The sequence below is a fragment of the Rahnella sp. BIGb0236 genome (assembly GCF_004364755.1).
In the GTDB taxonomy this organism is placed as follows: Bacteria; Pseudomonadota; Gammaproteobacteria; order Enterobacterales; family Enterobacteriaceae; genus Rahnella; species Rahnella victoriana.
In genome coordinates this window covers 251,468-269,219 of sequence record NZ_SOAO01000001.1, presented here as the reverse complement: position 1 = coordinate 269,219, position 17,752 = coordinate 251,468, and the positions used below count along the sequence as shown (strand labels likewise).

Sequence of the window (17,752 nt, the reverse complement as noted above, 5' to 3'; positions counted from 1 at the left end):
CCCGGCTTTTTGCGTTTTACTTATCTTAACTTTTTACGGTTTACGCGGTTTGCGTTTCCAATACCTCTTTCTTACGTGTTACCAGCTTACGCAGTGCAACATAGAAAACAGGCGTCAGGAACAGACCGAACAAGGTGACGCCGAGCATCCCGGAGAACACCGTAATCCCGGTCACACCGCGCACTTCAGCACCGGCACCATGGCCCAGGATCAGCGGGATGGTCCCGGCGATAAACGCAATGGAGGTCATCACGATAGGGCGCAGACGCAGGCGACATGCCTCAAGCGCAGATTCGATAATGCCTTTACCCTGCAATTCCAGCTCGCGGGCAAATTCAACAATCAGAATCGCGTTCTTACACGCCAGTCCCATCAGGACGACCAGCCCGACCTGCACAAACACGTTATTGTCACCTCCGGTCAGCCACACGCCAAACAGCGCCGAGAGCATGGTCATAGGCACAATCAGGATCACCGCCAGCGGCAGCGTCCAGCTTTCGTACAAGGCGGCCAGCACCAGGAACGCCAGCAAGACGGACATCGGGAAGACAATCAGCGCCGCATTCCCCTGCGTGGATTGCTGATAACTCAGGTCGGTCCATTCGATATTCATCCCGTTCGGCAGCAGGTTCTTCGACATCGCGGTCAGCTCCGTCATCGCCTGTGCTGAAGAAAGAATACGCGGATCCGCATCACCGATTAAGTCTGCCGCCGGATAACCGTTATAGCGGATCACCGGATCAGGGCCGTAGGTGGTCGTGATATTCAGCATGCTGCCAATCGGCACCATTTCGCCTTTATCGTTGCGGGTGCGCAGATTCGCGATGTCTTCCACGCTGTCTCGGAACTGACCATCAGCCTGCGCCATCACTTTCCATGTACGGCCGAAACGGTTGAAATCATTGATATAGGACGAGCCGAGATACACCTGCAATGTGCTGAACAGTTCATCCAGCGATACACCCTGAGCTTTGGCTTTGTCACGATCGATATGCGCGTCGAGCTGCGGCACATTCGCCTGATACGAGGAAATCGGATACCCCATTCCCGGCGTCTGCATGATGGCACCGGACATGGTATTTATCGCGGTTTGCAACGCGCCATATCCCAGCCCTGCACGATCCTGCACATACAGCGAATAACCAGAACCCTGACCTAAGCCGAGGATCGGTGGCGGCATGATAGAGAAGGCGAACCCTTCCTGAATCTGCGAGATCTTGGCATTAATTTCGGCGTTAATCTCCGCTGCCGTACGGGTACGTTCGCTCAGCGGTTTCAGCGCGAAGAACACCGTGCCGGTATTGGGCGTATTGGTGAACTGCAACGCATTCAGACCGGGGAACGCCACCGCGTCAATCACGCCATCGGTGCTCAGCCCCATTGCGCTGATTTTGCGGATCACCGCATCCGTGCGCGACAGTGACGCGCCTTCCGGCATTTTCACCCCGGCAATCAGATACAGTTTATCCTGCGTCGGAATAAAGCCCCCCGGCACCGCTTTGAACATAAAGGCGGCGGCACACAGCAGCAAAATGTAGACACCAAAGACAGCGCCACGGCGTCCCAGTGTTTTCGACACAGCATTCTGATAACGGTGCGAACTGGCGTTAAAGAACCGGTTGAACGGACGGAAAATCCAGCCAAACAGACGGTCGATTAAACGTGACGGCATATCTTTCGGTGCGCCGTGCGATTTCAGCAACAGTGCCGCCAGGGCAGGGGAAAGCGTCAGGGAATTGATGGCCGAGATCACCGTTGAAATGGCGATGGTGACCGCAAATTGTTTATAGAACTGACCGGTCACGCCGGACAGAAACGCCATCGGCACAAACACCGCACACAATACCAGCGCGATAGCCACGATTGGCCCGGACACTTCGCGCATCGCCTGATGCGCAGCGTCCCTCGGCGCGAGTCCTTCCTCAATATTTCGCTCGACGTTTTCCACCACCACAATGGCATCATCGACCACGATACCTATCGCCAGCACCAGTCCGAACAAACTGAGCGTGTTAAGTGAAAAACCGAGCAAATAGAGAATACTGAAGGTGCCGATCACCGAAATCGGCACGGCCAGCAACGGAATGATCGACGCACGCCAGGTTTGCAGGAACAGAATAACCACCAGCACCACCAGCACCACGGCTTCCAGCAGGGTATGCACCACCGCACTGATGGAATCGCGGACAAACACCGTCGGATCATACGGCGCACGCCAGGTCATCCCCTCCGGGAAACGGGTCGACAGTTCCGCCATTTTGGCGCGTACAGCGTCGGACAAATCAATCGCATTGGCGCCCGGCGACTGGAAGATACCAATCCCTACCGCGTCTTTATTATTGAGCTGAGAGCGCAGGGCATAACTGCCTGATCCCATTTCGATACGGGCAACGTCACGCAGACGGACAATTTCGCCATTATCACCGCTTTTCAGGATGATTTTGCCGAATTCATCTTCATCTTTCAGGCGTCCCTGGGCATTGATGGACAGCAGGTAATCGCTGTCCTTCGGCATCGGTTCCGCACCCAGCTGACCGGCAGAGACTTGCACGTTCTGTTCCTGCATCGCCTTGACGATATCTGACGCGGTCAGCCCGCGCGCGGCGACCTTGTTCGGATCGAGCCAGACGCGCATGGCATATTCACCGGCACCAAATATCTGGATCTGCCCGACACCCGGCAAACGCGCCAGTTCGTCTTTCACTTTCAGCGTCGCGTAATTGCTCAGATACAGCGAATCATATTTGCCGGAAGGAGACACCAGATGCACCACCAGCGTTAAGGTTGGCGATTGCTTTTGCGTGGTGACACCCTGACGGCGCACATCTTCCGGCAGCCGCGCTTCGGCCTGCGCCACGCGGTTTTGCACCTGAACCTGTGCCTGATCGGGATCGGTGCCCGGACGGAAAGTGACGGTGGTCACCAGCACACCGTCAGAACCGGCAACAGATTTCATGTACACCATGTTTTCAACGCCGTTGATGGCTTCTTCCAGCGGCGTCGCCACGGTTTCAGCAATCACTTTCGGGTTAGCACCCGGATATTCAGCGCGGACCTGCACGCTCGGCGGCACGACATTCGGGTATTCACTGACCGGCAGCAGGGGAATGGCGATCGCCCCGGTGACCAGAATTAAAATCGACAAGACAGCCGCAAAAATCGGCCTGTCGATGAAAAAGCGGGAAAAGTCCATGAGTCAGAATTCTCTTTTATTGAACGGCAGAAGGCGCGGAAGTCACCGTATTGGCGGCCATGCTGACTGTTTTGGCATTGACAGACATACCCGGCATAAACACTTTCTGCACACCGTCGATAATGACGCGGTCACCCGCCTGCAAGCCTTTTTGCACGATGCGCAATCCGCCGGACATGCGGCCGACTTCCACATCGCGACGCTGAGCCTTGCCGTCTTTATCCACCACATAGACGAATTTGCGGTCCTGATCGGTCAGCACGGCTTTATCGTCCACCAGCATGGCGTTGAATTGCGCGCTGCCCGGCATCTGTACCCGGGCGAATAAACCCGGCGTAAAGGTGCGGTCATGGTTATCCAGCAGGGCGCGCATTCGGATGGTGCCGGTGCCGGAATTCAGCTGGTTATCGGTGAAATCCACCACGCCCTGATGCGGATAACCATTTTCGCCCACCAGACCGACATGCACCGGCAGACGGCTTTGTGGCGTATCGCTGAGCCTGGCGCCGCGGGCCATGGCCTGATAACGCAGGAAAGTCCCTTCATCCACATCGAAGTACACATACACGGTATCGAGCGACACCAGCGTCGTCAGCACACTCGCGCTGTCGCCGGCGGTCACCAGATTGCCGGTAGTGATCATCGCGCGGCTGGCGCGGCCATCAATCGGCGAGGTCACACGGGTAAAATCGAGATTTAGTTGCGCCATATCGAGCTGGGCCTCGGCGGCCAGCACATCCGACTGCGCCTGAGAGGCTGCAGAGCGGCGCTGTTCGGCGATTTCTTTCGATACGGCAAAGGTGCCAATCAGTTTTTCAGTACGGGCAGATTCGCTTCTTGCCAGACTGGCCTGATTGCGCGCACGCACCAGTTCAGCCTGAGCCTGCTCCTGCGCGGCCCGGTAGGTGCGGTCATCAATGGTGAACAGAACCTGACCTTTCCTGACTTCCTCGCCTTCCTGATAATTCACTTTATCGATATAGCCGGACACGCGGGGGCGCAACTGAACACTTTGCACCGCCTCAACACGCCCGTTAAAAGCATCCCACTGGCTGATAGGTTTGATTAATACATCTGCCGCACTGACCTGCGGAGCAGGCGGTGCCGAGTTTTGCGCCACGCTGTTATCACACCCGGCAAGCAGGGCGACCATCAGCGCAACCCCTGAAAGGCGCAACGTCAAATGCGTACCGCCGGAGCGGCCGCGTACAACAACCTGTGATTTTTGCAGGTTCATCATTATTTTTATTTCCAGTGAGTAAGTGCTGTCAGGCAATACACCGGCCTGTCCGCCGGGTAACGTCCTTTGCCTGATCCGACTTTTTTGGGACTTGTGCCGTTCATCAGCACAATAATGTATCAAATACTGATACAATTGATTCGAGGGGATTGTAGGGATGCGCCTACTAAAGTGCAAGAATTACTGTTACACTTTCTGTGCTGTTTTACAGAACGTTTACGTCGGGGAACGAGACTATCCTGTAACAGGGAATTAAATGCAATAGTAAAACTTGCATTTAACCGAAAACTGCGTCAACGTATTAAAAGACGAGTCGCCCTCGGGGGGCGCAAACAATAAAAAAGCAGGAGAGTCTCCATGAGAACCGAGGATTTCATTCACGACCTGATCGACTGGATCGATCACAATCTGGAAGAACGTCTGGACATTAAAACCGTCGCCAAGCGGGCAGGCTACTCACGCTGGTATCTGCAACGCATGTTCAAAGAGCACACCGGCCTGCCGATGGGTGAATACATCCGCGAGAAAAAACTGAAAAAGTCTGCCGATATGCTGGCCAGCAGCGGCGAACCGATCGTCAGCGTGGCGATTTCGCTGGGCTTCGACTCTCAGCAGTCTTTCACCCGCAGCTTTAAACGACAGTTTGGTCAGACGCCTGGCGACTGGCGCCGTGGTTTGTCGCTTGCCACCGAATGTCAGGGCTGCCTGCACTAAAGGTTGCCTCCACTTATTCATTCTTCCCCTGAATAAGTGTGTACCGCTGGCCCGGCTTGCCTGCCGGGCAGTGAATTCTCTGTTACCGCCTTCATCTTCTTCATTTCTCTCATTATCCCAGTCGGATTTAGTCCTGTTGCTTCTCAGCTAGCCCTTCCAGCACAAAAAATCAATCCCTAAGTTGAATTAGGTATAATCTGACAAAACATGACGCTGTCACGCATTTAGCTCAAAAAATGTACCTGGCGTATGTTTCATACGGTTGGGCTTCAGTGCCACATTTTTCCAGGATTAGCAGAATTAGAAGCCGCTCAAATTATTGCCAAACATATGAGGCAAGGCTGGTATTTCATCAACCCAGATTTTGTATTCAATGGTGACTGAGTCGCATTTACAGCGGTCATAGAGCGAAAAAGTAAACCGGAAGATGTAGATATTAAAGAATCAGAAAAACCTGCATAAATTAAGGCTGTATCACTGGACTAGTAATACAGCTACTGGCTTAGTGCGACAGAAGTTGTGCCATTTTATTGTTATTAAATTAATAAATTGTTAGCCATATGATAAAGGAATAGGAAATGAATAATTATCTTTTTAACACCGCGTTGACCAAGCCCTTGTTGTGCGACCTGGATAAGCTGCGTCTGAAGCACGATCGATTTGAAGCTATAGATATTAAGCAAAAAGGGCCTTTGGAGTACGATATTGCAAAATATTGGTATAGAGCAATGCCAACCGATGAATACCAAATGCTTGAAGTTAAAAACAGACTTTACTTTATGGATAACCCTGCAAAAAGTGAATCATATGGTGGGATTGCTACAAACTACAATTACGTTTCCAATTCAAAAGGTTATTTTGGCGCCCACCATCCAGCTGTTTACATTGTTGAGTTCGAAACGCCTTCTCCGGGGTATTTATATAAAATGTTTACTGCGGAGAATATTGTAGCACCTAAACCAGAGGGCGATGGCGGAAGTTATGGATTAGGACCTAAAGGAACGAATCATTTAGGACATGAAGTCATAAAAGGTAAGGCCGGGTTACTTTTCAATAATATGTTAGCTCGCGGAAATATTAAATGGCGCGTAGTCGCGGTTAAAACTGACTATATGGAAAATAAGTACAAAGAGCACATGGAGCACAAGAAGTTGTTAGCCAAGAGATAACAAAGGGATATGTTTCCAGGCGCCTGGGGTTGTAAGAGTTGTGTCGCATTTATAGAGTGAAGTCAGCAAAAGTTGTGATGCCCATTCAAGGCAATCATGCATCGGATATTTCTCCACCTCAGCGCCCCCGCGAAGAAAAAAGGTCGCCCCCCGCCAGGCTGATGCCAGTGAAGCGATATTCTGGCGGGTGGATAAATCGACAAATTACAGAACACTTGATGAGCCGGCCCGTGGATGTGCAGATCTGTCGAAGGCAGAAAATCAGTGGCATGAGATGATGAGAACAGCGGGTTCGCTGAACCTGAGCACCATCAATGCTTCCGAAATTCTTCTCACGACTGAAAAGCTCACGACCGTCAGGACGTGATCCACCCAACAAAAACCGACACCAAAGTTCACATAAATTGAAATGATGTTTCAATTTGTTGAGTTGCGCGAATTTTATCGTTAAACTTCCCTTCATCAGTTCGCCGCCGGGCCATGCCCGACAACCATCAGTCCTACGGAAAAGCGTATTTGCCTCCGTTTTATGAATAAAGGAAACATCATGATTCTGGATAATTTTTCTCTTCAGGGGAAAGTTGCGGTAGTGACCGGATGTGATACCGGTTTAGGTCAGGGTATGGCGCTCGGCCTCGCCGAAGCCGGTTGTGACATTGTCGGGATTAACATTGTCGAACCAACAGAAACTATCGAGCGCGTGGGTGCCACTGGCCGTCGCTTCCTGAGCCTGACAGCCGATCTCAGCGACACCAAAGTGATCCCGGCATTGCTTGAGCGCGCGGTCGCAGAAATGGGTCATCTGGATATTCTGGTCAACAACGCCGGGATTATCCGTCGTGAAGATGCCATCGAGTTCAGTGAAAAGAACTGGGATGACGTGATGAACCTGAACATCAAGTCCGTATTCTTTATGTCACAGGCGGTGGCGAAACAATTTATTGCGCAAGGCACCGGCGGCAAAATCATTAATATCGCCTCGATGTTGTCCTATCAGGGCGGTATCCGCGTGCCTTCCTACACCGCGTCGAAAAGTGCCGTGATGGGTGTCACCCGTCTGCTGGCAAACGAATGGGCGAAACACAATATCAACGTGAACGCCATCGCGCCGGGATATATGGCCACCAACAACACCCAGCAACTGCGTGCCGATGAAGCGCGTAGCGAAGAGATCCTCGGCCGTATTCCTGCCGGTCGCTGGGGATTGCCATCCGACCTGATGGGGCCGGTCGTGTTCCTGTCTTCCCCGGCTTCCGACTATATTAATGGCTACACCATTGCCGTTGACGGCGGCTGGCTGGCGCGTTAATTCCGCCACCGGTTGATAACTTACCTATTTACAGACAGCAGCGGGTGACACCGCTGCCCAAAGAGGAAATCTCATGAAAATTGCATTGATGATGGAAAACAGCCAGGCCGCGAAAAACGCGATCATCCTGAAAGAACTCAACGCGGTCGCGTCGGAAAAAGAATATCCGGTGTACAACGTGGGCATGTCTGACGAGCAGGATCACCACCTGACTTACATTCATCTCGGCATCATGGCCAGCATTTTGCTCAATTCCAAAGCGGTTGATTTTGTGGTCGCGGGCTGCGGCACCGGGCAGGGCGCGCTGATGTCCCTGAACATTCATCCGGGTGTGAACTGCGGTTACTGTATCGACCCTGCGGATGCTTTTCTGTTCGCGCAAATTAACAACGGCAACGCATTATCCCTGCCGTTTGCCAAAGGTTTCGGCTGGGGCGCAGAACTGAACGTGCGTTTCATCTTCGAAAAAGCCTTTACCGGCATGAAAGGTGAAGGTTATCCGGCTGACCGTAAAGAACCTCAGGTGCGCAATGCCGGCATTCTGAATCAGGTCAAAGCGGCGGTGGTGAAAGAAAACTATCTGGATACCCTGCGTGCCATCGATCCTGAGCTGGTGAAAACCGCCGTGACCGGTGAACGTTTCCAGAAATGCTTCTTCGAGAACTGCCAGAACAAAGAGATCGAAAACTTCGTGCGTGAAATCCTCGCATAAGATTTCGTTTTCAGCGTGACAAAAAAACCGGTGCCCCTGTGGCACCGGTTTTTTTATGCAAATCAAAAGATGACGGGTTAAAGGAAATCCTGCCGTTGCGGAGTGAAGGTATCCAGCAACACCCCTTTTTCCAGACATACGCAGCCGTGCATGATGTACGGTTTTTTATACAGCGTATCGCCGGCGCTCACTTCATGCGTTTCCTCACCGATGGTGAATTTAAACCGGCCGGACAACACGTAGGTCAGTTGTTCATGCACATGGTTATGCATCGGACCTACCGCACCTTCTTCAAAATACACTTCGACGGCCATCATGGTGCCGTCATGCGCCAGAACGCGACGGCTTACACCGTCGCCCAGATCCTGCAGGGGAATATCTTTTTTAAACGTAAACATCACTTAATCCTTTCTTAATGAGCTGAGTAGGGCATCCGGGATTTCCGCCAGATACAACGCGGGTTTTCCTTCGTAATCGGTGGTGAACAACACATGACGGTCATCCGGCGAGAAGGAAGGGTGCGGATGCGTGACCTGACGGTCGCCATCCAGCACACGCCATGAACTGTTGTGCGCGGCCAGCGGCGCATGCTGACGGGTTTCGGCGTCGAAAATATACAACCACGGATCGTTTTCAATGGTATGGCTGGCGGTATCTTTGACATCCACCGGCGTTCCCGAACCGTCGCCGACCAGCAGCGTGCCGTTTTCGTTACTCATCAGATGCGAGCAGGCGGGCATGGTCATCAGGCAAATATCTTCGCCGGTCTGCGGATCGAAACGGCGGATATGCCGGTCATGCTGGCCTTTCAGATAGGAAACATACACCAGCGCCGAACCGTCAGGCACCCAGAATTCATGCGTGCAGCTTTCACCCGGCGCATGTTCTTTGACCTTGCGCACATGACTGCCGTCTTCATTCACCAGCCACATCCGCGCATCGACCAGATCGTGCGGGCCTTCGTGACAGAATGCCACCGTGCTGTCATCAAACGGACGATAAATCGGGTGCCCCAGCCATTCGTTTTTCTCGTGGATCACGCGGGATTTGCCACTGAGTAAATCGACACGCAGCAGACGGCAATGCGGGTTGCTGTGATAAAACTCCTGGAAGATTTTCCAGTCGGACAGCGGTGTCCAGTCTTCGCGGCTGATTTCGATCCCCACCAGGCTGGTGCATTCGCTGTTCGCCACCCAGGTGCCATAGCCGACCCATTCTTCCGGCACGGTATAGACGGTTTTCTCGCTGAAATCGGCCAGTTTTACGCACTGCAAACTGCGCTCATTTTTGACGTAATAAAGCGACTGATCATCCGGCGACAGGAAGCCGCCAAAGGTGTTATCACCTTTGCCTTCGGTGAGCTGAACCGCTTTCTGCGTTTTGAGATCCAGCAGGTAATAGTTGCGGTTGCCGTCAAATTCACCGGCAAACAACAGCCGGTTGCCATCACGGGTAAAACATTTCTGATAGAAATAGTTACGATGACACAACACATCCGGCGGCGTCAGACGCGTAACGCGGGCACCGGTCTGCGGATCCTGAACGGTGTGGAAACTAAATTGAATCTGAGAACCTTTTGCCATGATTCACCCCATAAGTAGCATGAAATCAGCCGTTGTTCCGGCTTCCTTTTCATTAATTAAAATGCAGTTTCATTAAATTGAAAACACATTACCACTTAGCGAAGCAAAACGGCGGCAGGGGAAAACAAAAATGTAAGGCTGATCACAAAATGGCAGCCTTTTGCTCCAGCGCAAAAGCATCCTATAATGATATGGCTTGCTTAGAAATTATTGATACCTGAAATAGTTAAAGGGTACGAACAAAAATATCTCACGGTGAAATGTGGAGTATTTTAGAAAAGGGATGTAAAGGATGAGATTAAGAAAAAAACGTGTTAAACCGATGCAAATCAACGACATCACCATCATCGATGATACCAAGCTGAAAAAAGCCATTACCGCTGCCGCACTCGGTAACGCCATGGAGTGGTTCGATTTCGGTGTGTATGGTTTCGTGGCCTTCGCGTTAGGTCAGGTATTCTTCCCCGGCGCAGATCCCGGTATCCAGATGATCGCCGCACTGGCAACCTTCTCGGTTCCCTTCCTGGTCAGGCCTCTGGGCGGTCTGTTCTTCGGGGCGCTCGGCGACAAATTTGGCCGTCAGAAAGTGCTCTCCGTCACCATTATTATCATGTCCGTCAGTACCTTCTGTATCGGGCTGATACCGGGTTACGACTCGATCGGCATCTGGGCGCCGATCCTGCTGTTGCTGGCAAAACTGGCGCAGGGTTTCTCGGTCGGTGGCGAATACACCGGTGCGGCGATTTTCGTCGCAGAATACTCGCCGGACAGAAAACGCGGCTTCCTAGGCAGCTGGCTGGACTTCGGTTCTATCGCCGGATTTATCCTGGGTGCGGGCGTCGTGGTGCTGATTTCCAGCATTGTGGGTGAAGCGAACTTCCTCGAATGGGGCTGGCGTATTCCGTTCTTCATCGCCGCACCGCTGGGGCTGATCGGTATTTACCTGCGTCATGCGCTGGAAGAAACCCCGACGTTCCAGCAGCACGTGGACAAAATCGACAGCGATTCGCGTAAGGACATTGCCGAACCGCCGCGCGTATCTTTCCGCGAGATCCTGACCAAACAGTGGCGTCCGCTGATCATCTGCGTGGGCATGGTCATTGCCACCAACGTCACCTATTACATGCTGCTGACGTACATGCCAAGCTACCTGTCGCACAGCCTGCATTATTCGGAAGACCACGGTGTGCTGATCATCATTGCGATTATGGTCGGTATGCTGTTCGTCCAGCCGTTTATGGGGATGCTCAGTGACCGCTTTGGCCGTAAGCCCTTCGTGATCATCGGCAGTATCGGCCTGTTTATTCTGGCGATCCCGTGCTTCATCCTGATTAACAGTGATGTGATCGGGCTGATTTTCTTAGGGTTGCTGATCCTTGCGGTATTGCTGAACTGCTTCATCGGCGTGATGGCCTCGACCTTACCGGCGATGTTCCCGACGCATATCCGCTACAGTGCGCTGGCGATTGCCTTTAACGTGTCGGTGCTGATTGCCGGTCTGACGCCAACCATCGCCGCCTGGCTGGTGGAAGCGACCAATAACCTGTACATGCCTGCCTATTACCTGATGGTGGTGGCGATGATTGGTCTGGTGACCGGTATCTTCATGAAAGAAACTGCCAACCGTCCGCTGAAAGGCGCGACGCCAGCGGCCTCTGACCGCGCCGAAGCCCGTGAGATCCTGCAGGAACATCACGACAATATCGAACATAAAATCGAAGATATTGACGCGCAGATCATCGAACTGGAAGCCAAACGCAAAAACCTGATCGCGCAGCATCCTGATATCAACTGATTCAGATCTGACGCACACACAAAGCCGGTCACCTTGCTGACCGGCTTTTTTTTGCCTGAAGACCGGCTGCCGCCACATTTTTCCCGTTCCTGCTCCATACTTCATTTCCCGGTCACTCGAATGGAAAGCCTGTATGCAGAATCCTACGTTGTTTCAGTTCTTTCACTGGTATTACCCGGATGGCGGGAAACTCTGGCCAGAAGTAGCGGAAAAGGCGGCATGGCTGGCCGAAACAGGCATCACCGCCGTCTGGCTTCCGCCCGCTTATAAAGGCGATTCCGGCGGCTATTCGGTCGGTTATGACACCTATGATCTGTTTGATCTCGGCGAGTTTGACCAAAAGGGCAGCCGCGCCACCAAATATGGCGATAAAGAAGGGTTACTGGCGGCCATCAGTGCACTGAAAACGCATCAGCTTGGCGTGATCCTCGACGTGGTGCTCAATCACAAAATGGGCGCAGATGAGAAAGAGCGGGTACAGGTCAACCGCGTCAATATCGACAACCGCGAAGACATCAGCGATGACATCATCGAAGCCGATGCCTGGACACGTTTTATCTTTGCCGCCCGCAACGGCCAGCATTCTGAATTCATCTGGGATTACCATTGTTTCAGCGGTGTCGATCACATCGAAAATCCGGATGAACAGGGCATCTTCAAAATCATTAACGACTATACCGGCGGTGGCTGGAACGATCAGGTGGATGACGAATTCGGTAATTACGATTACCTGATGGGCGCCAACGTTGATTTCCGCAACAAGGCGGTGGATGAAGAGCTGAAATACTGGGCGCGCTGGCTGATGGAGCAAACGCAGTGCAGCGGTTTTCGTCTCGACGCCGTCAAACATATTCCTGCATGGTTCTACAAAGACTGGATCGACCATATTCAGGAGGTCGCGGAACAGCCGATGTTTATCGTCGCGGAATACTGGTCGCACGATGTGCCGACCCTGCAAAATTACATTGATCAGGTCGAGGGCAAAACCCTGCTGTTTGATGCTCCGCTGCAACTGAATTTCCATCATGCGTCAAAACAGGGGGCGGATTACAACCTGAGCACTGTTTTCGACAATACGCTGGTCGCCGCCGATCCGGCACATGCGGTGACGCTGGTCGCCAACCACGACACTCAGCCGTTGCAGTCACTGGAAGCACCCATTGAGCCGTGGTTTAAACCGCTGGCTTATGCCCTGATCTTACTGCGCGAGCAGGGCGTACCGATTGTGTTTTATCCGGACCTGTTGGGTGCGACCTATGAAGACGAAGGTGACGACGGCAACAGTTACACCATCGATATGCCGGTGATCCCGGGGCTGGAAACCTTAATCCGGGCACGGCAGACCTACGCCTGGGGCGCACAAACTGATTATCTGGATCACCCGAACTGCATCGCGTTTGCCCGCAGCGGCACCGCAGAACATCCGGGCTGCGTGGTGGTGATGTCCAACAGCGAAGCGGGGGAGAAAACGCTGGAACTCGGTGAGCATTTCGCCCACAAAAAATGGCGTGACCTGCTGGAAAATCGCCAGGATATCGTTGAAAGCGACGGAGAGGGCAAGGCGTTATTTTATTGCGATGGCGGCAGTGTCAGCGTCTGGGTGCTGACAGAGTAAAGAAATTCTCAGGGGCGGAAATGATGCCGCGCCGCCCCTGATCCCGCCGGTGTAAAATTACACCTTAAAATTTCTTGAGGTTAAAAAGGAATATTAACAAAATTGACATCTCCCCATAAAACGCAGGGGCACTGCGCGGCGTTTTATATGTTAAATAACAGACGGATGTCATGATCAATATTATTTTTGAAGACCCTAATATGGCGTATCGTCTCGGCATGACGCATTTTCTTACCCAGATATTTGAGACGGAAAAGAATATGCAGGTGCAGATACAGGATCTGGACGAAAGCAATATCCCGTATGCTGACATTATCGTGAAACATTTCAGCGCGGGCGAAATCCATGTGTGTCCGCCGCTGTTGCAGGCCCGCCACGCGCACAGCCTGATCATCGGGGTTTATGATTGCCGGACCGTGCCGTTTACGGCAGACCTGCCGTTGTGCATTAGCAACATTATTTTTATCAACCGGCAATGTTCGCTGAACCGCATGAAAAAACTGATATTTAACGGCTGGGTGAACCGCACCAGCGGCATGCCCGGTCAGCTTCCGCGCAACTGTTCTCAATGCAATCATCAGATGCTGTCACCGATGCAAATTAATGTCGCCAAACATTTTCATCGCGGAAATGACGTGGACCAGATTGCCCGCGAAATGCGCATCGGGGTGAAATGCGTCAGCGCACATAAAAGAAAAATCATGTCTAAATTCAGCCTTAACTCGGATTCTGAATTATTAACCTGTCTGCGGTTTATAAAAAATAAAGTTTTTTAAGATAATCCGAAGGCGAGCAGCAGGGCGTAAATAAACAGTAAGAAAACAAAGGCGACGATCCCGACCACGCCCCGGGTTCTTCTCATCAGTTGCCACGGGAAAATCAGCAGAATGATCATGGCGTTTAGCGGCACGCCGTACCATTTCCAGTGTTTTGGCGCCATCATCCACAATACGCAAAAACTGCTGGCGCTGAGTACGCCATAATTGGTCACTGCCATCGCCAGATTTCCGACATCGGGCTTAAATACCGAGAAAAAGCCCAGCAAGATTTTCACCATAATGACGGTCGAAAGCACGGAGAATGCACTCACCGTGGCGCACCACAGGCGCGGCTTGTGTCGCAGTTTCTGATCGAGAAAACTGTACCCGTGAATATATAACCCGACGAGCAGGATCAGACTTGCGCGTACCGGCCAGGGATTTGCGTGCTCGCGGGTCGCCAGCATGATCAGCAATAACCAGAATCCGGTCAGGAAAACGGTGCCCCAGCTCAGGGCCAGCCGGGTTTCAGACAAGGTTTTCAGTAACACCGGATTCACGCGCGGCAGCAATACCGGATAATGCGTTCTGATGTCCCGGAGTTTATCGCGCAGCGAAGTCAGAAAATCCGGCACCAGTCTCGCCCACCAGGGCAACGTCGCGCCTTCCACCGTCAGCAACCGCAGCCGTAAACGGTTTAACGCGGAGTCCTGATATTCCCGTGCCAGCACCGACCAGTAATAATTCGCGCCCGTCATATCAATCTGCCGGTGCAGCGCGGCCAGACGCTGAGCGGAAATACCGCCCGGCTGATAGTGATCAACGTCCCAGCCCATGATGCCGGAAACCTTGATCAACAGGGCGGAATACAGTCCTTCACGCTCGCTGAGTTGTTTTGCCAGCGACTGACTGAATTGCTCGCGCAGATCCAGCGTGGGCAGGGCATCAGACGCCAGACAGGCAACCAGTTGCTGTAAACCTTCCGTTTCATCGTCCATCATCGCATCAATAATCTGCGGAATTTGCGCCAGCGCCACCCGGTTCGCCCGGGCTTTGGCTTTAAACGCCAGTCTGGCGGGATCTTCACGCACGACCACCGGCGCGGGATAAACCGCTTCCGGCGCGGCGGCGGGCGCTTCAGTGTCGCCCGCCGGCCCCTGCGGCAACGGCATGGTCCTTCCGGACGGAGGGCTGCCGTTTCTGGCCGCATCGAACGCTTCGCGCAGGCGCTGATAGCCTTGCGGGTCCTGATCCGGTCGCGTGTTTTTCAGCTGACGCGCATAGGCCTGTTTGATGAGGCTGAGATCCTGCGTCGGCGCAATGCCCAACACAGCCCATATTCCCTGATGACTCATTTCCCCTCCCGGAAGTGAAACCGCGCCCTGATTAACACCGGCTTCATGGCTTCAGTACCTGTCCGTGACGCCCCGCGCCGGTATGCTCAATCTGCTGATACATCGCGTCAAGCTGATAGCCTGAAATCCCGTCAGGCTGATAATTATTGATCCCCCATTCCATCAGGGCCGCCACACTTTCCAGCAACGCCGGGGTCAGGCCTTCGCGCTCTGCCAGTTCCCAGGCCAGTTGCTGACTGAACATCTCGCGCAACTGCAGGTTTTGCAGCAACTCGCCCGACAGACAGTCCGCCAGTTGTTTCAGCCCGGCGAGTTCATTCTCCAGCAGCAGACTGGCCGTGGCAGAAACCTGATGGTGAACCTGCGTCCGGCGGATTAATCCCTCACCGGTGACAATCATCAGCGGGATGGGATTAGTGACAACGTCACTGACACCCCAAAATTGCTCGCCACGTTTGGCGGATTCAAACGCCTCACGCAGACGCTGATAGGCATCGGGATCCTGATCGGGCCGGGTGGTTTTCAGCTGACGGGCATAGGCACGCTTAATCACCGTCAGATCCTGCGTGGGTTCAATGCCAAGAACCGTCCAGATGCCCATCGTGTTATTCCCATTCCCGGCGCAGATGCACCAGCAGCGCCTCAAACTCCTTGCGCGCTGCGGCAATCAGCCGCGCATCCTGGGTATCCAGAACATGCTCAAAGCGATACAACTGATCGGCGATAAACTGCCGCTGATCGCCGAGGCTTTGCTCGTAATAGGCGTTGGCTTCCGCCACTAACTGGCGGTTAACCAGTTGATCGCGCGGATGCTGTTTGATGGCTTCCAGTTTCAGCAGGCTTTCCGTGATTTGCGCAGGCGTCAGGCTGCCCGGCGCTTTCTCGATCACCAGTTTTTCCACCAGACCGGTGCTGGTGATTTTGCACTCCACTTCCAGAATACCGTCAAGGGTGTAAGTGAAACGCACGTCGGCGGTCATTTCACCCGCCGGACGCGGCGGCACATCCACCGTCAGCGACCCCAGCAGAATGTTGTCAGCCACCCGCCGCGCTTCGCCCTGATACACCGACAGATTCAGATGCGTTTGTTGATCGGAAATCGTCACAATGGATTCCACCCGGCTGACCGGCACAAAGCTGTTTCGCTCGATCAGCGGAAGGAAGTGACCGTCTTCGTAGCCGTCGCCTTTCGGACGCGAAATCCCGATACCGAGCGTAAAGGGCATCACATCCGTCAGAACGATATCGTCCAGCGCCTGATCCTGTAGCGCCAGACCGGCCTGAATACCGGCACCGAGCGCGATGGCTTCGTCCGGTTGCAGTTCGCTGCGCGGGAAGCGTCCGAACAGACGGGCGACCGCCTGACGCACCAGCGGCATACGCGTCGCACCGCCGACCAGCACCACGTGATCCACTTCATCGGCGGAGAATTTGGCATCGCGCAGCGCCTGAATCACCGGCTTTTTCATCCGTTCCAGCGTGCTTTCGCAACACTGCGCCAGCACGCCGCTGGTCAGCGTCCAGTTCAGCGACTGGCCTTTCCACTGGTATCTGATCGTGGTGCTCTCTTCGGTCGTCAGCTGGCATTTGGCTTTCTCCGCCAGCGTCACCAGTTGCCCGAACAGCGCGGTATCGTCTTTATTCAGTTGCGGATATTGCGCCAGCATCCAGCTGACCAGACTGCGGGTAAAATCGTCACCGCCGAGGAACACGTCACCGCTGCTGGCGCGCACTTCGATCACGCCTTCGAACATATCAATGATCGACACATCAAAGGTGCCGCCGCCGAGATCGAACACCAGGAATTTCTGTTCCTGCTGATTGACCAGCCCGTACGCCAGCGAGGCAGCGGTCGGCTCATTGAGCAGACGCTCGACGTGCAGCCCGGCCAGTTCACCGGCGGCTTTTACGGCTTTACGCTGAATATCATTAAAATAGGCGGGGACGGTGATGATCGCGCGATCCACCTGCACGCCGCAGTATTGCTCGACATCCGCTTTCAGGCTGCGCAGCAGCAGGGCGGAGAGTTCTTCTGCGCGAAAGGTTTGCTGACCGAGACGGAACGGATGCTCCGTCCCCATAAAACGTTTGAAGCTGGAAAGGGTAAGATCCGGATGCGTAAATAAACGCGCATGCGCGGGTGCGCCGACCAGAATATGGCCGTCGCCATCCAGTCCGACCACAGAAGGCGTCAGGTTTTTGCCGTAGACGTTAGGCACCAGAACCGACTGACCGTCCTGCCAGATGGCGACTGCGCAGTTTGACGTACCTAAATCTATCCCAATTAACATCCGTATCACTCCGCAAGT

Annotated in this window: 14 protein-coding genes and 1 pseudogene; 8 read left to right on the top strand and 7 right to left on the bottom strand. The window is 53.5% G+C overall.

Annotation, left to right across the window (positions count from 1 at the left end):
• Positions 1–40: 40 nt before the first annotated feature.
• Both oqxB and EDF78_RS01155 read right to left on the bottom strand, forming a co-directional pair.
• Complete coding sequence (gene oqxB / locus EDF78_RS01160; protein ID WP_095925762.1) at positions 41–3,193, bottom strand: multidrug efflux RND transporter permease subunit OqxB; 3,153 nt, start codon at positions 3,191–3,193, stop codon at positions 41–43.
• A 16-nt stretch (positions 3,194–3,209) separates the two neighbouring features.
• The gene (locus tag EDF78_RS01155; RefSeq protein WP_208294458.1) at positions 3,210–4,346 is read right to left on the bottom strand and encodes an efflux RND transporter periplasmic adaptor subunit; all 1,137 of its coding nucleotides are present in this window, start codon (positions 4,344–4,346) and stop codon (positions 3,210–3,212) included.
• A 444-nt stretch (positions 4,347–4,790) separates the two neighbouring features.
• On the opposite strand from EDF78_RS01155, the gene EDF78_RS01150 reads away from it, so the two are divergent.
• The 5 genes and pseudogenes from EDF78_RS01150 (at position 4,791) to EDF78_RS01130 (ending at position 8,337) form a co-directional block, all read left to right on the top strand.
• Complete coding sequence (locus EDF78_RS01150; RefSeq protein ID WP_095925761.1) at positions 4,791–5,147, top strand: helix-turn-helix domain-containing protein; 357 nt, start codon at positions 4,791–4,793, stop codon at positions 5,145–5,147.
• A 578-nt stretch (positions 5,148–5,725) separates the two neighbouring features.
• Positions 5,726–6,316 carry a hypothetical protein gene (locus EDF78_RS01145; RefSeq protein WP_131693104.1) on the top strand — a complete coding sequence of 197 codons (591 nt, stop codon included), beginning with the start codon at positions 5,726–5,728 and terminating at the stop codon, positions 6,314–6,316.
• A 139-nt stretch (positions 6,317–6,455) separates the two neighbouring features.
• Positions 6,456–6,678: pseudogene (locus tag EDF78_RS01140) on the top strand (Tn3 family transposase); the annotation flags it as partial.
• Between the two features lie 185 nt (positions 6,679–6,863).
• On the top strand, positions 6,864–7,625 hold the full coding sequence (gene kduD, locus EDF78_RS01135; RefSeq protein WP_095925759.1) for a 2-dehydro-3-deoxy-D-gluconate 5-dehydrogenase KduD: 762 nt from the start codon (positions 6,864–6,866) through the stop codon (positions 7,623–7,625).
• Positions 7,626–7,698: 73 nt separating this feature from the next.
• On the top strand, positions 7,699–8,337 hold the full coding sequence (locus EDF78_RS01130) for an RpiB/LacA/LacB family sugar-phosphate isomerase (protein ID WP_133822310.1): 639 nt from the start codon (positions 7,699–7,701) through the stop codon (positions 8,335–8,337).
• A 77-nt stretch (positions 8,338–8,414) separates the two neighbouring features.
• On the opposite strand, the gene EDF78_RS01125 is transcribed toward EDF78_RS01130, so the two are convergent.
• On the bottom strand, positions 8,415–8,735 hold the full coding sequence (locus EDF78_RS01125) for a cupin domain-containing protein (protein WP_014341967.1): 321 nt from the start codon (positions 8,733–8,735) through the stop codon (positions 8,415–8,417).
• A gap of 3 nt (positions 8,736–8,738) precedes the next feature.
• Positions 8,739–9,920 (bottom strand): oligogalacturonate lyase family protein, encoded by a 1,182-nt coding sequence (locus EDF78_RS01120; protein ID WP_095925757.1) that lies wholly within the window; start codon positions 9,918–9,920, stop codon positions 8,739–8,741.
• Between the two features lie 292 nt (positions 9,921–10,212).
• Between EDF78_RS01120 and proP the strand changes: the two genes are divergently transcribed.
• The 3 genes from proP (at position 10,213) to EDF78_RS01105 (ending at position 14,106) form a co-directional block, all read left to right on the top strand.
• Positions 10,213–11,715, top strand: coding sequence for a glycine betaine/L-proline transporter ProP (gene proP, locus EDF78_RS01115; RefSeq protein WP_095925756.1), 1,503 nt, complete (start codon positions 10,213–10,215; stop codon positions 11,713–11,715).
• A 133-nt stretch (positions 11,716–11,848) separates the two neighbouring features.
• Positions 11,849–13,330 (top strand): alpha-amylase, encoded by a 1,482-nt coding sequence (gene amyA, locus EDF78_RS01110; RefSeq protein ID WP_095925755.1) that lies wholly within the window; start codon positions 11,849–11,851, stop codon positions 13,328–13,330.
• 170 nt (positions 13,331–13,500) lie between these two features.
• On the top strand, positions 13,501–14,106 hold the full coding sequence (locus EDF78_RS01105; RefSeq protein ID WP_133822309.1) for a LuxR C-terminal-related transcriptional regulator: 606 nt from the start codon (positions 13,501–13,503) through the stop codon (positions 14,104–14,106).
• Here the strand turns inward: EDF78_RS01105 and EDF78_RS01100 are convergent.
• The 3 genes from EDF78_RS01100 to EDF78_RS01090 are packed head-to-tail and all read right to left on the bottom strand — an operon-like array spanning position 14,103 to position 17,734.
• Positions 14,103–15,443 carry a hypothetical protein gene (locus EDF78_RS01100; RefSeq protein WP_133822308.1) on the bottom strand — a complete coding sequence of 447 codons (1,341 nt, stop codon included), beginning with the start codon at positions 15,441–15,443 and terminating at the stop codon, positions 14,103–14,105. The two genes, EDF78_RS01105 and EDF78_RS01100, sit on opposite strands and share 4 nt — an antisense overlap.
• Before the next feature lie 43 nt (positions 15,444–15,486).
• Positions 15,487–16,044, bottom strand: a complete 558-nt coding sequence (locus EDF78_RS01095) for a molecular chaperone DnaJ (protein WP_095925752.1) — start codon at positions 16,042–16,044, stop codon at positions 15,487–15,489.
• Between the two features lie 4 nt (positions 16,045–16,048).
• Positions 16,049–17,734, bottom strand: coding sequence for a molecular chaperone HscC (locus tag EDF78_RS01090; protein ID WP_133822307.1), 1,686 nt, complete (start codon positions 17,732–17,734; stop codon positions 16,049–16,051).
• Between the last annotated feature and the right edge of the window lie 18 nt (positions 17,735–17,752).